At 73.6% G+C, this 13,425-nt stretch carries 14 protein-coding genes; 12 read left to right on the top strand and 2 right to left on the bottom strand.

All coding sequences use genetic code 11. The features are described 5' to 3' along the window. Positions 1-229: 229 nt before the first annotated feature. From ABD340_RS06765 to ABD340_RS06775, 3 genes are all read left to right on the top strand, one after another. Positions 230-889 (top strand): DUF4142 domain-containing protein, encoded by a 660-nt coding sequence (locus ABD340_RS06765; protein WP_344587676.1) that lies wholly within the window; start codon positions 230-232, stop codon positions 887-889. 40 nt (positions 890-929) lie between these two features. Continuing rightward, positions 930-2,201 carry a DUF1996 domain-containing protein gene (locus tag ABD340_RS06770; protein ID WP_344587677.1) on the top strand — a complete coding sequence of 424 codons (1,272 nt, stop codon included), beginning with the start codon at positions 930-932 and terminating at the stop codon, positions 2,199-2,201. A gap of 135 nt (positions 2,202-2,336) precedes the next feature. Further along, positions 2,337-2,996 carry an NAD(P)H-binding protein gene (locus tag ABD340_RS06775; RefSeq protein WP_344587678.1) on the top strand — a complete coding sequence of 220 codons (660 nt, stop codon included), beginning with the start codon at positions 2,337-2,339 and terminating at the stop codon, positions 2,994-2,996. A 189-nt stretch (positions 2,997-3,185) separates the two neighbouring features. On the opposite strand, the gene ABD340_RS06780 is transcribed toward ABD340_RS06775, so the two are convergent. Beyond that, positions 3,186-4,973, bottom strand: coding sequence for an AMP-dependent synthetase/ligase (locus ABD340_RS06780; protein ID WP_344587679.1), 1,788 nt, complete (start codon positions 4,971-4,973; stop codon positions 3,186-3,188). A 282-nt stretch (positions 4,974-5,255) separates the two neighbouring features. Here ABD340_RS06780 and ABD340_RS06785 point away from each other — a divergent pair, with 282 nt between their 5' ends. The 6 genes from ABD340_RS06785 (at position 5,256) to ABD340_RS06810 (ending at position 9,541) form a co-directional block, all read left to right on the top strand. Further along, positions 5,256-5,954, top strand: coding sequence for a copper homeostasis protein CutC (locus ABD340_RS06785; RefSeq protein WP_344587681.1), 699 nt, complete (start codon positions 5,256-5,258; stop codon positions 5,952-5,954). A gap of 61 nt (positions 5,955-6,015) precedes the next feature. Then, positions 6,016-6,783, top strand: a complete 768-nt coding sequence (locus ABD340_RS06790) for a metallophosphoesterase family protein (RefSeq protein ID WP_344587682.1) — start codon at positions 6,016-6,018, stop codon at positions 6,781-6,783. Between the two features lie 88 nt (positions 6,784-6,871). Then, positions 6,872-7,306, top strand: coding sequence for an SRPBCC family protein (locus tag ABD340_RS06795; protein WP_344587683.1), 435 nt, complete (start codon positions 6,872-6,874; stop codon positions 7,304-7,306). A 69-nt stretch (positions 7,307-7,375) separates the two neighbouring features. Next, positions 7,376-7,786 (top strand): hypothetical protein, encoded by a 411-nt coding sequence (locus ABD340_RS06800; protein WP_344587685.1) that lies wholly within the window; start codon positions 7,376-7,378, stop codon positions 7,784-7,786. Between the two features lie 65 nt (positions 7,787-7,851). Next, positions 7,852-8,796, top strand: a complete 945-nt coding sequence (locus ABD340_RS06805; protein ID WP_344587686.1) for an ROK family glucokinase — start codon at positions 7,852-7,854, stop codon at positions 8,794-8,796. 10 nt (positions 8,797-8,806) lie between these two features. Beyond that, positions 8,807-9,541, top strand: a complete 735-nt coding sequence (locus ABD340_RS06810) for an endonuclease/exonuclease/phosphatase family protein (RefSeq protein WP_344587687.1) — start codon at positions 8,807-8,809, stop codon at positions 9,539-9,541. Here ABD340_RS06810 and ABD340_RS06815 read toward each other — a convergent pair. Beyond that, on the bottom strand, positions 9,538-10,446 hold the full coding sequence (locus tag ABD340_RS06815; protein WP_344587688.1) for a hypothetical protein: 909 nt from the start codon (positions 10,444-10,446) through the stop codon (positions 9,538-9,540). The genes ABD340_RS06810 and ABD340_RS06815 overlap by 4 nt on opposite strands. 341 nt (positions 10,447-10,787) lie before the next feature. Between ABD340_RS06815 and ABD340_RS06820 the strand changes: the two genes are divergently transcribed. Genes ABD340_RS06820 through ABD340_RS06830 form a run of 3 tightly spaced genes read left to right on the top strand, consistent with a single transcriptional unit; the run spans position 10,788 to position 13,387 of the window. Continuing rightward, entirely contained in the window at positions 10,788-11,504 is a 717-nt protein-coding gene (locus tag ABD340_RS06820; protein WP_344587689.1) for a lysophospholipid acyltransferase family protein, read from the top strand. An 8-nt stretch (positions 11,505-11,512) separates the two neighbouring features. Then, positions 11,513-12,688, top strand: coding sequence for a MacS family sensor histidine kinase (gene macS, locus ABD340_RS06825; RefSeq protein ID WP_344587691.1), 1,176 nt, complete (start codon positions 11,513-11,515; stop codon positions 12,686-12,688). 60 nt (positions 12,689-12,748) lie between these two features. Further along, positions 12,749-13,387, top strand: coding sequence for a response regulator (locus ABD340_RS06830; RefSeq protein WP_344588082.1), 639 nt, complete (start codon positions 12,749-12,751; stop codon positions 13,385-13,387). The last annotated feature ends 38 nt before the right edge of the window (positions 13,388-13,425 follow it).

Raw genomic sequence — 13,425 nt, forward strand, 5'->3', positions numbered from 1 at the left:
CCCGGAATGCCCGGCCGAAACCGGGCCGGGCATTCCGGCAACGGGCTGTGAATTGCACGGCCCGGCCATTGTCTTGGCGTTTCGCCCGGTCTTCTCCAAGGGCTCGGCCAGAGCAAGAGTAAAAGCCAGAAAATAATGTTACCCGGTGAACCCGGGGCGGGACCGGCGCGTATTTCCTGAAGACGCCTGCCGGGGTGGAGTTCAAGGATGCGGCGAAAGGAGGAAACCGGTGCGGAAGTCGTACGGCATCGGCGAGGCAAGGCTGCTGCGGCGCATGCGGCGCGGCCGGCTGCTGCTGGTGGTCGCGGCCGCGCTGACGGTCGCGGCGGCACTGTTCGTCGTGATGCGGCCGCCGGGGTCCGGGGTCGGGGCACCGGCCGATGGCGACATGTCCCGCGGGGGCATGCTCGCCGGCGGCACGGAGGACACCCGCTGGGGTCGTCTCAGCGCCTCGGACCGGACACTGCTGGTCAAGGTGCGGCAGGCCGGTCTGTGGGAGATGCCCGCGGGCCAGCAGGCCCAGCAGCGCGCCGCCAGCCCCAGGGTCAAGGAGGTGGCGGCGATGATCGCCGAGCAGCACGCGCGGCTCGACGAGGACACCCGCGCCGTCGCGCAACGTCTGGAGGTGATCCTGCCGAGTGAGCCGAGCCAGCAGCAGAAGGGGTGGCTGGCCGAGATGACCGACCGGTACGGCAACTCGTTCGACGACACCTTCGTGCTGCGGCTGCGCGCCGCGCACGGTGCGGTCTTCAGTGTCATCGCGACGGTACGGGCCAAGACCGAGAACAGCGAGATCCGCGCTTTCGCCGAGCGTGCGATGAAGTACGTCAATACGCACATGTCGCTGTTGGAGAGTACCGGGCTCGTCTCTAAGTCAGCCCTTTCCTGACGGGTCTATCATCCCCACCCCCGCTTACAGGGAGATGTACATGGGAAGCAGGAAACGAATAGCCGTCGTCCTTCCGGCGTTGCTGCTGATGGCAGCGATGACGGAGGCGCCGGCCGGGGCCACGGTTCCAGGGAGCCTGTCGCCCGCGGCTGCGGCGGCCGACCCCAACGAGCCGCCCGATAACGGCGGCCAGCAGAACGGCGGGCAGCAGGGCGGCGGCCAGCAGGGCGGCGCCCAGCCCCCGGCCGAGGACCCGAACGCGCCCGGCGGTCAGCAGGGCGGCGGGCAGCAAGGTGGCGGCCAGCAGGGCGGCGACCAGCAAGGTGGCGGCCAGCAGGGCGGCGGCCAGCAGGGCGGCGGCCAGCAAGGTGGCGGCCAGCAGGGCGGCGGCCAGCAGGGCGGCGGCCAGGAAGGCGGCGACCAGCAGCAGGTCGTCGAGGGGCCGAACGCCGACGACTTCGCTCCCATCGACCAGGCCCCGCCGGTGCAGCAGGTCGACGCGGCGGGCGGCGGCTCGAACGGCACGTTCACCTCGGAGTGCGGGACGAACGAGAACGAGCACCACAACCCCGACAACTTCATCGTGGCGCCGGGCGTCCAGAACGGGGCGCACCACATCCACGACTACGTGGGCAACAACTCGGCGGACGCCTTCTCCACCGACGAGAGCCTCGCCGCTTCGGACACCACCTGCACCAACGGTGACCTGTCCACCTACTACTGGCCGGTCATGCGCGACCGGGCCCAGCAGGACGACTCCAACCAGGCGCAGCAGAGCACGGCGGACGGCAACGTCGGCAAGATCGTGCTGCCGCAGTCGGCCCAGGTCGAGTTCCGCGGCAACGCGCAGAGCAAGGTCGTGCCGATGCCGCGGTTCCTGCGGGTGATCATGGGTGACGCCAAGGCCGGCACCAACGGCCTGGCCAACGCGAAGGCCTCGTGGACCTGCAGCGGGTCCGAGGACCAGGCGTTCACCGACAAGTACCCGCTGTGCCCGGGCGACAGCCAGGTGAAGCGCGTCCTGGACTTCCCGAGCTGCTGGGACGGCCAGAACACCGACAGCGCCAACCACCGCGACCACATCGCCTTCCCAGAGGAGAACGGCGCCTGCGGCGAGGGCCGGCAGGCCGTTCCCCAGCTGCGCCTGACGCTCAGCTACAACCTGCCCAACAAGGCGCAGGCGTTCGCGGTGGACTCCTTCCCCGAGCAGGGGCACGACCCGGTGACCGACCACGCCGACTTCGTGAACGTCATGCCCGACAACCTCATGGCCAAGGCGGCCGACTGCATCAACTCCGGGCAAGAGTGCTGAACCGGGCACGCTGAACCGGTCGGCAGACCGGAGGAAGGACCGAAGACCCGTCGGCGCGGCCGGTGCGGGGGACCGGGGAACCGGTGCCCGCACCGGCCGCGCCCCTTTCGGCCGCAGGTTCGTAAGATCGATCGCATGAACGTTGCCATCGCTGGAGGGCACGGGAAGATCGCGCTGCGGCTGGCCACGCTGCTGGCCGCGCGCGGCGACACCGTGCTCGCCCTGATCCGCGATCCCGACCACGCCGAAGACGTGCGGGCGGCCGGCGCCGACCCGGTGGTGTGCGATCTGGAGCGCGCCACCGCCGACGAGGTCGCCGGCCATGTCGCCGGCGCGGACGCCCTGGTCTTCGCCGCCGGGGCGGGGCCGGGCAGCGGCGCGGCGCGCAAGGACACCGTCGACCGGGCCGCCTCGGCCCTCACCGCGGACGCGGCCGAGCGCGCCGGGGTCCGGACGTTCCTGCAGATCTCGGCCATGGGCGTGGACGCGGAGCCGCGCGCCGACCGGGGCGAGGTCTGGGCCGCCTACATCAGGGCCAAGAAGCGGGCCGAGGACGACCTGCGGGCGCGCGACGGCCTGGACTGGCTGATCCTGCGCCCCGGCCTGCTCACCGACGACCCCGGCACCGGCCGGGTGCGGCTGGCCGCGCCGTACGTGGGGCACGAGGCGGTGCCGCGGGACGACGTGGCCGCGGTGATCGTCGCGCTGCTGCGCGCACCGGCCGTGCGGCGGCGCGTGCTCGAACTGATCGGCGGCGCCACCCCGGTCGACGAGGCCGTCGCCGCTGTATTTTAAAGTCCCGGCCTACGGCGCTCGCCTGGCGGGCTGTGTTTATTTCAATCCCGGCCCAGGGCGCTCGCCTGGCGGCTCGCACCCTGACCGTGCTTGGACGAGCGCGACATCGCTTCGCGATCTGGCCGGCGGGGCTCGCCTCCGGCGTCGCCCCAGCGGCCAGGTAGCGCGCTCGCGCGGTGCCTGAGGCGACTAGGAGTAGAGGGCTTCGATCTCGTCGGCGAAGTCCTTCATGACGGCGTGCCGGCGGACCTTGAGGCTGGGGGTCATGTGCCCGGCCTCCTCGGTGAAGTCCACCTCCAGGATCCGGTGCTTCTTGATCGCCTCGGCGTGGCTGACCGACCGGTTGGCCGCGGCGACCGCGGCGTCGATCTCGGCGATCACCTCGGGGTCGCGGGACAGCTCGGCGACCGACGTCGCGGCGGGCTTGCCGTGCCGCTCCTTCCACGGCCCCAGCGCCTCCTCGTCCAGCGTGACCAGCGCGGCGATGAACTTGCGGCCGTCGCCGACCACCAGGCACTGGCTGACCAGCGCGTGGGCGCGTATGAGGTCCTCCAGCGGGGCGGGCGCCACGTTCTTGCCGGCCGCGGTGACCAGGATCTCCTTCTTGCGGCCGGTGATGCGCAGGAAGCCGTCGTCGTCGAGGGCGCCGAGGTCGCCGGTGCGGAACCAGCCGTCGTCCAGGGCCTCCTTGGTGGCGGCGTCGTTGTTCCAGTAGCCGGTCATGACGCTGACGCCGCGGACCTGGACCTCGCCGTCCTCGGCGATCCGCACCGTCACGCCCGGGATCGGCCGGCCGACCGAGCCGACCTTGATGGCGTTGGGCCGGTTGACCGAGGCGGGGGCGGTGGTCTCGGTGAGGCCGTACCCCTCCAGGATGGTGATGCCGACGCCGCGGAAGAAGTGGCCGAGCCGCTCGCCGAGCGCGGCGCCGCCGGAGATGGCGTACTCGACCCGGCCGCCGACCGCCGCGCGCAGCTTGCCGTACACCAGCCGGTCGAACACCCGGTGCTTGATCTTGAGGCCGAGGCCGGGGCCGCCGTCGTCCAGCGCCCGGCTGTAGGCGATCGCGGTGTCGGCCGCCGCGTGGAAGATCCGGCCCTTGCCCTCGGCCTCGGCCTTCTGCGCGGCGCCGTTGTAGACCTTCTCGAACACCCGCGGCACGGCCAGCAGGAACGTCGGCTGGAACGAGGCCAGGTCGGGCAGCAGGTTGGCGACGTCGCTGTGGCCGAGCACGATGCCGCCCTCGACGCAGGCGACCTGGATCAGCCGGGCGAGCACGTGCGCCAGCGGCAGGAACAGCAGCGTCGAGCTGCCGTCCACCGTCACCTCGGCCATCGCGCCCTGGATGGCGTTGCGGGCGGTGGACACGAAGTTGCCGTGCGTCAGCTCGCAGCCCTTGGGACGGCCGGTGGTGCCCGAGGTGTAGATGAGCGTGGCCAGGTCGGCGGCGGTGCGGGAGCGGCGGCGCTCCTCGGCGGTCTCGTCGGTGACCTGCGCGCCGGCGGCTACCACGTCCTCCAGGTCGCCGGCGTCGATGCCCCAGACGTGCGCGAGGCCGGGCAGGTCCTCCCGTACCTCGGCGATGGCGGCCAGGTGCTCGGAGGTCTCGGCGAACACCGCCCTGGCGCCCGAGTCACCGATGATCCACTCGATCTGCGCGGGGGAGGAGGTCTCGTAGACCGGCACCGTCACGGCGCCGGCCGCCCAGATCGCGTAATCCAGGACGGTCCACTCGTAGCGGGTGCGCGACACCAGCGCGACCCGGTCGCCGGGCTCGATGCCCGCGGCGACCAGGCCCTTGGCGACCTCGGTCACCTCGGCCGCGAACCCGCCGGCGGTCACCGGCCGCCAGATCCCGCCGTCCTGGCGCCGCAGCACGATAGCGCCGGGGTGCTCGGCGGCCCGGGCGAAGGGCGCGTCGGTCAGGTTCTCGTCGGCCGGGACCTGCACCATCTCGGGGACGCTGAACTCGCGCACGGCCCATCTCCTCGGTTCGACACGGCAACGGTCGGGCGCTGCGGACGCCCGTCGTCCCACCGTCCCGCGGGGTGGACGGCGCGGCGGTGGCCACGACGGTACAGCGTTCCCACGGTCGAATGATACCCGCGAGTAGTAATCTGGCTCCGGCGTGCGGGGACGCGCCGCCGCGGTTAACGGTGACGCAAAGACGGCGGCGGACGCCCCGGCGGGCGGGCCCGGTCGCCTAGGCTCGGGACCCGTGGGAAATCCATGGCGGGACACCACGGGGGGTGGGGCGCCGTGTCGTTGCTCGAGGTGATCGTGCTGGACGCCGCAGACGCGCGGGCGGCCGAGGAGGGCGGCGCGGACCGGCTGGAGGTCGTCGCCGACATGGCCGCCGACGGCCTGACCCCCGATCCCGACCTGGTCGCCGAGCTGCGCGCGGCGACGTCCCTGCCGATGCGGGTGATGCTGCGCGCCAACGCCGGGTTCCGCACCACGGTCCCGGAGCTGGACCGGCTGCGGCGGGTCGCCGGGCTGCACCGCGAGGCCGGCGCGGACGGCTTCGTGCTGGGCTTCCTGGACCCGCTCGGCGGGATCGACGCCGCGGCCGCCGGCAAGCTCGCCGCCGCCCTGGCCCCGCTGCCGTGGACCTTCCACCGCGCGCTCGACCACGCCACCGCACCGGCACAGGCCTGGCGCGCCGTCCGGGACCTGGGCGGCGGCATGGACGCCGTGCTCACCGCGGGCTCGCCGCGCGGGGTCGGCACCGGGATGGACGCGCTGGTCCGGCGGGCCGCCGAGGGCCCCCGCCAGGCGGCGCTGATCCTGGCGGGCGGCGGGCTGCGCCGCAAGCACGTCGCGGTGCTGGCCGCCGCCGGCATCACCGCGTTCCACGTGGGCAGCGCGGTGCGTCCGGACGGGTCCTGGGACGCCCCGGTCGACGCCCGGCTGGTGCGCGAGTGGCGCGCCCTGGTCGCCGCCGCGGCCGGCCCCTGACCCCGACCCGAGCGGGAAGCCCTTGGGAGCACCGGCGTGCCGGACCATTTAGAGTCGGCTCATGCGGATCCATGTGGTGAGCGACGTTCATGGCCGCGCGGAGGCCCTCAAGCGCGCGGGCGATGGGGCGGACGCGCTCGTCTGCCTGGGCGACCTCATCCTTTTCATCGACTACTCCGACCACGGCCAGGGCATCTTCGCCGACCTGTTCGGGCAGGAGAACGCCGACCGGCTCATCGAGCTGCGCACCCAGAAGCGCTTCGACGAGGCCCGCGCCTTCTCCAAGCGGATGTGGGACTCGCTGGAAGGCGGCGCCTGGCCGCACATCGAGAAGGCCGTCCGCCGCCAGTACGCCGAGCTGTTCGCCGCCATGCCCACGCCGGCCTACCTCACCTACGGGAACGTCGACGTCCCGAACCTGTGGGCCGACTACCTGCGCGAGGGGCAGCACGTCCTGGACGGCGAGGTGACCGAGCTGGGCGGGCTGCGGTTCGGCTTCGTCGGCGGGGGACTGCGAACCGAATACCGCACCCCCTACGAGCTCGACGACGACGCGTACGCGGCCAAGGTCGCGGCCGTCGGCGCGGTCGACGTGCTCTGCTGCCACATCCCGCCCGCCGTCCCCGAGCTGCTGTACGACACCGTCGCGCGCCGGTTCGAGCGGGGCAGCGAGGCGGTGCTGGAGGCGATCCGCGAGACCCAGCCCCGCTACGTGCTGTTCGGCCACGTCCACCAGCCGCTGGCGCGGCGCATGCGCATCGGCCGCACCGAATGCGTCAACGTGGGCCATTTCCGTGGCAGCGGGGTTCCTTACGTTCTGTCGTTCTGACGGATACTTTCCTGGGGACGCCGGATCCGGCGTACTCGCACGCGCAGTACTCGCACGCGACTGGCACGCGCAGAAGGGCGGAGCATCGATGGCGGACCGTACGAGTTCTTCCGTCACCATCAGGTCCGGGAAGGCCGAGATCATGGCGGTGATCGCCGATCTGGAGTCCTATCCCGCGTGGGCCAGCGGCATCCGCGAGTTCACCGTCCAGGAGACCGGCGCGGACGGCCGCGCCGAGCGCGCCCGGCTGACCTTCGACGGCGGGCCGTTCGGCGACACCGTCGGGCTGGCCTACGAGTGGGTCGGCGACGACCACGTCCGCTGGGACCTGGTGGAGAAGGGCAGCGTGGTGAGCGGCCTGCACGGGTCCTACACCCTGAAACCGGCCGGGGACGGCACCGAGGTCACCTACGAGCTGGCGGTGGACGTCCGCGTCCCCATGATCGGCATGGTCAAGCGCAAGGGTGAGAAGCGCATCATCGACTCCGCGCTCAAGGGCCTGAAACGGCACGTCGAGGGCTGAGCGGGCCGCGCCCCCGCACCGGGGGGCGGCGATGCTGTTTCGCGCCGACGACGGATGGACAATGTTCACATGAACGAGCAGCCGGGCGACCTCCTCGACGAGGCGGTCAAGCTCTTCGAGACACTGCGCAGGCGGCTGGGCGAGGCGGGCGGCGGCGCGGGCCGGGAGACCGGCCCGCCCGACGCCGATGAACGTGCGGGTGGACGTGCGGGTGAGGACGTGTGGAGCCGGGTGGTGGCCGAGGAGCCGCCCCCGGGGCCGCTGCCGCCGGGCGAGCGGATCGCGACCGGCGCCCCCGAATGCCGCGACTGCCCGATCTGCCGGGCCATCGCCGTCGCGCGCGCGTCCCGCGCCGATGTCGAGGAGCACGTGCGGCAGGCCGGGCGCTCGCTGCTCGCGGCGGCGCTGGACGTGGCCGCCGCCTACGAGCGCACCCGTCCCTCGCAGGACCCGCCCGGCCGGGCGGAGCGCCGCGGGTGACGCGCAGTGACCCGCAATGACGCAGCGAGGGCTCCGTTAGGCGCCGCGAGGAGGAGGAACCGTACATGGCCCTGACCATCGGCGTTGATGTGGGGGGGACCAAGGTCGCCGCGGGTGTGGTCGACGACCGCGGCAGGATCCTGGAGAAGGTCCGCCGCCCCACCCCCTCGACCAACCCCAAGGAGACCGCCGCGGTCATCGCCGACGTCGTCGACCTGCTCAAGGGCAAGTTCGAGGACGTGGCGGCGGTCGGCCTCGGCTCCGCGGGGTTCGTCGACCAGACCCGTTCGACGGTGCTGTTCGCGCCGAACCTGGCCTGGCGGGACGAGCCGATCAAGAAGAAGGTGGAAGACCTGACCGGGCTGCCGGTCGTGGTGGAGAACGACGGCAACGCCACGGCCTGGGGCGAGGCCCGGTTCGGCGCCGGGCGCGGGCACGACTTCATCGTCCTGATCGCGCTCGGCACCGGCATCGGCGGCGGCGTCATCATCAACGGCGAGCTCTACCGCGGCCGGTTCGGGATCGGCGCCGAGGTGGGCCACTTCCGGGTCGTCCCGGACGGGCGGCGCTGCGGCTGCGGCAACCGCGGCTGCTGGGAGCAGTACGCCAGCGGCAACGCGCTGGTGCACGAGGCCCGCGACCTGGCCAGGGTCGCCCCGGCGATGGCGGGGCGGCTGCTGGAGCTGGGCGAGGGCCGTCCCGAAGGCATCAGCGGGCCGGAGGTGACGCAGGCGGCCCGCGAGGGCGACCCCGCGGCGCTGGAGTGCTTCCGCACCGTGGCGCAGTGGGCCGGGCAGGGGCTGGCCGACCTCACCGCGATCCTCGACCCGGGCGCGTTCATCATCGGCGGCGGCCTGTCCGACGCCGGCGACCTGCTGCTCGACCCGATCCGCGAAGCCTTCGGGAACACGCTCACCGGCCGCGGGCACCGCCCGCTGCCGGAGATCCTGATCGCCGAGCTGGGGTCGGCCGCGGGCATCGTCGGGGCCGCCGACCTGGCCCGGATCTGATCGCGCGGGCATGGCCGCCGTCCGGGTGCTCAGCTACAACGTCCGGTCGCTGCGGGACGACCCGGCGGCCGTGGCGCGGGTCGTGCGCGCCCTCGCGCCCGATGTGGTCTGCCTGCAGGAGGTGCCCCGCTTCCTGTGGTGGCGGTTCAAGCGGCGGCGGCTGGCGCGGGCCTGCGGGCTGTCGGTGGCGGCGGGACGGCGCGCCGCCGGGCTGGCCGTGCTGGCGGGGCCGCGCGCCCGGGTGGTGCACCGCGAGTACCACCTGCTGGAGCGCGTCCCCCGGCTGCATCGGCGCGGGCTGGCCGTCGCCGTCCTGGAGTTCCCGGACGGCGGCGGCGCGGCCGCCGGGGCGGCCCGGCTGATCGCGGCCAGCACCCATCTCGATCTCCGCGACGAGCCGCGCCGCGCCCACACCGGCCAGGTGATCGGCATCCTGGAGCGGGTCCGCGCCGCGTATCCGGCACCGGTCGTCCTCACCGGCGACATCAACGAGGAGCCCGGGGGAGCGTCCTGGACGCTGCTGGCCGGCCGCTTCCAGGACGCGCACGCCGTGGCGCCCGACGGGGAGGCCGCGACCTTCTCCGCGCGCGACCCGCGGCGCCGCATCGACGGGGTGTTCGCCGACCCGGCGATCGAGGTGGTCGGCTGCGGCGTCCCGGCGGGGGCCGCGGTCGCCGCCGACTACCCGGTCGCCACCGACCACCGCCCGGTCCTGGCCACCCTCCGGCTACCGGGCCCGGGCTAGACGACGGCGCCGTCGTCGGGGTCGCGGGGCTCGTCGCCCATCCGCAGCACCAGCGTCACGAACCCGCCGATGAACGCGGCGACCGCCAGGAACGCGGCGTAGCCCGGCACCTCCCAGTCGAGGATCACCGTGACCAGCAGGTACAGCGGCCCGCCGACCAGCGCGATCCAGGCCCCTTTGGTGAGCGGGTCGGCGCTGGGCAGCGGCGGGGGAGGCGGCGGGACGTAGTGGCCCTCGTCGTCCCCGTCGTCCTCGGCGGGGGCCTTGGACAGGTCGGCGGCCTTGATCACGCGGGCGCGGGGGAGCCGACCGGTGCGGTCGTCGCCCTCGGGGAGCGGCGGGGCGGGCGGCTCGTCGATGTTCTCCTGCTCGGGCCAGGGCACCTGGTCGCCCTCGGGGGCCGCGTCGAAGCCGGCGACGATCTCGGCCCAGATGGCGTCCTCGTCCAGCTCGTCGGCGTTCCCCGTCCGGCCGGTGCCGCCCGCCGGGTCGGGCGCGTCGGCGGCCAGGCCCTCGGCCCCGGGCTTGCGCAGGTCGATCTCGCGCGGCTCGCCGGCCGGCGGACCGTCCTCGCCGGGGTCGGTGTCGCGCAGATCGGCGTCCCAGAGATCGATGTCGCGCCGCTCGGGATCGCGCAGCCGGGTCAGGTGGACGCGCAGCACGCTCTCGGCGGTCGGCTTCATCTCGACATCGACGTACAGCCGGTCGAGGACGTCGTCGACGCCCGCCGAGGCCGCTCCGGCCGCGGCCTCCTCGGCGAGGCCCGCCAGCTCCTCCGGGGAGGCGGCATAGGCGGCCACGCCCGCCTCCCGCAAGGCCGAGAGCATGGCGTCGGCCAGATGCGGGGCGAGGTCGACCAGCGGAGCATAGGTGTCCGCTGACAGTCCATTGCCACGGCGATTCACGGGGTCGGCTCCTTCGACGACTCCGGCGTGACCGGCAGCACCGGCATGACGGCCTCCGCTCCCCCATTGACGTGTGTCCCACGGTATTCGCTGCGCCGCCCGGGACAAGCCCCTGAGGCACACCCGATCACGATTCCCTGCGCAGAGCCTACGTTCATATCGCCCCCGCCGGGGCGGGACGGGGCGCACCCGGGGGCGCGGGCGGGCGGACCGGGCGGTGGTGTGGGCAGGTCGGCCCGGGAGTGGGAAGATGTCGCATCATCGCCCGTTCGTCGCAAAGTTCGGGTAGGAGTGTTCGGAAAGCGCGCCGCAGGCGGGCGCGGCCGGAGGAAGGTGTCGGCATGCTCTGGTTCTGGATCCTCCTCAGGATCGTTCTCACGCCCATCCTGTACCTGGTGTGGCGTCCCCGGAACTCGGGCAGCCGGAACGTCCCCAAGCGCGGTCCGGCCCTGCTGGTGAGCAACCACCTGTCGTTCGCCGATCATTTCTTCGGGCCGCTGCCGCTGCTGCGCCCGATCTTCTTCATCGGCAAGGGCGAGTACTTCACCGGGACGGGCGTCAAGGGCCTGATCAGCAGGGCGTTCTTCACCGGGGTGGGGGTCGTCCCGGTGGACCGGTCGGGCGGCGACGCGGCGGAGGCGGCGCTGGAGACCGGGCTGCGGATCCTGCGCGAGGGCAAGCTGCTGGGGATCTACCCAGAGGGCACCCGGGCGCCGGACAACCGGCTCTACCGGGGCAAGACCGGGGTGGCGCGGCTGGCGCTGAAGTCGCGGGTGCCGGTGATCCCGATGGCGATGATCAACACCTTCGAGCTGATGCCGTCCGGCCGGGCCCGTCCCCGGCTGGGGGTGCGGCCGGGCGTGCGGTTCGGCCCCCCGCTGGACTTCTCCCGCTACTACGGCCAGGAGGACGACCGGGAGGTGCTGCGCAAGATCACCGACGAGATCATGCAGACCATCCGGGAGCTGTCCGGGCAGCGCTACGTCGACCGGTACGCGGCCGAGGTGAAGGCCGAGCTGGCGGGCGAGGAGGCCCGCCCGGTCGACGACGAGGACTGAGACGGCGATTGAGACGAGGACTGCGGGGCATCCGGCGGGGGCGGACGATGGGGCTGGAGGTCGCGCTCTGGCGTGCGGTCGCCGTCTACCGGTGGCTCTCGCTCGGCTACGCGGCCCTGCTGATCGCGATGGGCTTCGGCGAGTACGCGCATCCGCTGGGCGGCTGGGCGGTGCTGGCGGTCATGACGGTGTGGACGGCGTACGCCACCTACGCCTTCGCCGATCCCCGGAAGCGGGGCCGGTCGCTGCTGGCCGCCGACATGGCCGTGGCGGTGGGCTGCCTGCTGGCCACCGCGTGGGTGCAGACCCCGGGCGACATCTCCAGCGGCAGCCCGACGCTGCCGAGCTCGTGGGTGGCCGCGGTGGTGCTGTCCTGGGCGGTGGAGTGCGGGAAGCGGTCCGGGGCCGCGGCGGCGCTGCTGCTCGGCACGGCGAACGTCCTGGTGCACGTCCTGGCCGGGACGCCCGGCTCGGCCGGCTCGGTCACCTTCAACGGGATCGTCCTGCTGCTCATGGCCGGGCTGGTGGTGGGGCACGTGGTCAAGCTCGCCCTGGACGCGGAGGCGCGGCTGGCGCGCGCGGTGGAACTGGAGGCCGCCACCCGGGAGCGGGAGCGGCTGGCCCGCCGGATCCACGACTCGGTGCTGCAGGTGCTGGCGATGCTCCAGCGGCGCGGGGGCGAGCTGGGCGGGGAGGCGGCCGAGCTGGGCCGGCTGGCGGGGGAGCAGGAGGCCGCGCTGCGCGCCCTGATCGGCGCGGAACGCGATCCGGCCGCGCCCGACGAGGTCGACCTGCGGTCGCTGCTCAACGGGCACGCGTCCCCCAAGGTCACCGTCGCGGCCCCCGCCACGCCCGTCCGGCTGCCCGGGCATATCGCCCGGGAGGTCGGCGCGGCGGTCGCGGCGGCCCTCGACAACGTGCGGCGGCATTGCTCCGCGGACACCCGCACCTGGGTCCTGCTGGAGGACGACGGGGCGGGGGAGGTGGTGGTGAGCGTCCGCGACGACGGCCCGGGGATGCCGCGGGGACGGCTCGACGAGGCCGCCGCGGACGGGCGGCTCGGCGTCGCCCAGTCCATCCGGGGCCGGATCCGCGACCTGGGCGGCACCGTCTCGATCGTGACCGCGCCGGGCGAGGGCACCGAGATCGAGATGACCGTTCCCGCGCCCCCACCGCCCGTTTAGGGTGGCTTCGTGGACGACGACACCCCTCCCGAGGCCCCTTCCGACGGTTCGCTCCGGGTCATGGTGGTCGACGACCATCCGATGTGGCGCGACGCCGTCGCGCGCGACCTGGCCGAGGCCGGGCACGAGGTGGTCGCCACGGCGGGCGAGGGGCGGGCCGCGGTGCGCGTCGCCGCCGCCGCCCGGCCGCAGGTCGCGGTGGTCGATCTCCAGTTGCCCGACATCAGCGGGGTCGAGGTGACGCGGCGGCTGGCGGCGGCCGACCCGCCGGTGCGCGTCCTGGTGCTGTCGGCGAGCGGCGAGCAGCAGGACGTCCTGGAGGCGGTCAAGGCGGGCGCGACCGGCTACCTGCTCAAGTCGGCCGGGCGCGCGGAGTTCCTGGACGCGGTGCGGCGCACCGGCGACGGTGACGCGGTCTTCACCCCGCGGCTGGCCGGCCTGGTCCTGGGCGAGTACCGGAGGCTGGCCGCCGCCCCGAGCCGCCGTGAGGACGACGCGCCGCGCCTGACCGAGCGCGAGACCGAGGTGCTGCGGCTGGTCGCCAAGGGCCTGACCTACAGGCAGATCGCCGAACGGCTCGTGCTGTCGCACCGGACCGTCCAGAACCACGTGCAGAACACCCTCGGCAAGCTGCAGCTCCACAATCGCGTCGAACTGGTCCGCTACGCCATCGAGAAGGGCCTGGACAAAGAAGAGTGAACCGTGCGGCGGCCTCCGGCATCTATCCATGAAGAGGC

This window comes from Actinomadura vinacea, assembly GCF_039532545.1.
GTDB classification, from domain to species: Bacteria; Actinomycetota; Actinomycetes; order Streptosporangiales; family Streptosporangiaceae; genus Spirillospora; species Spirillospora vinacea.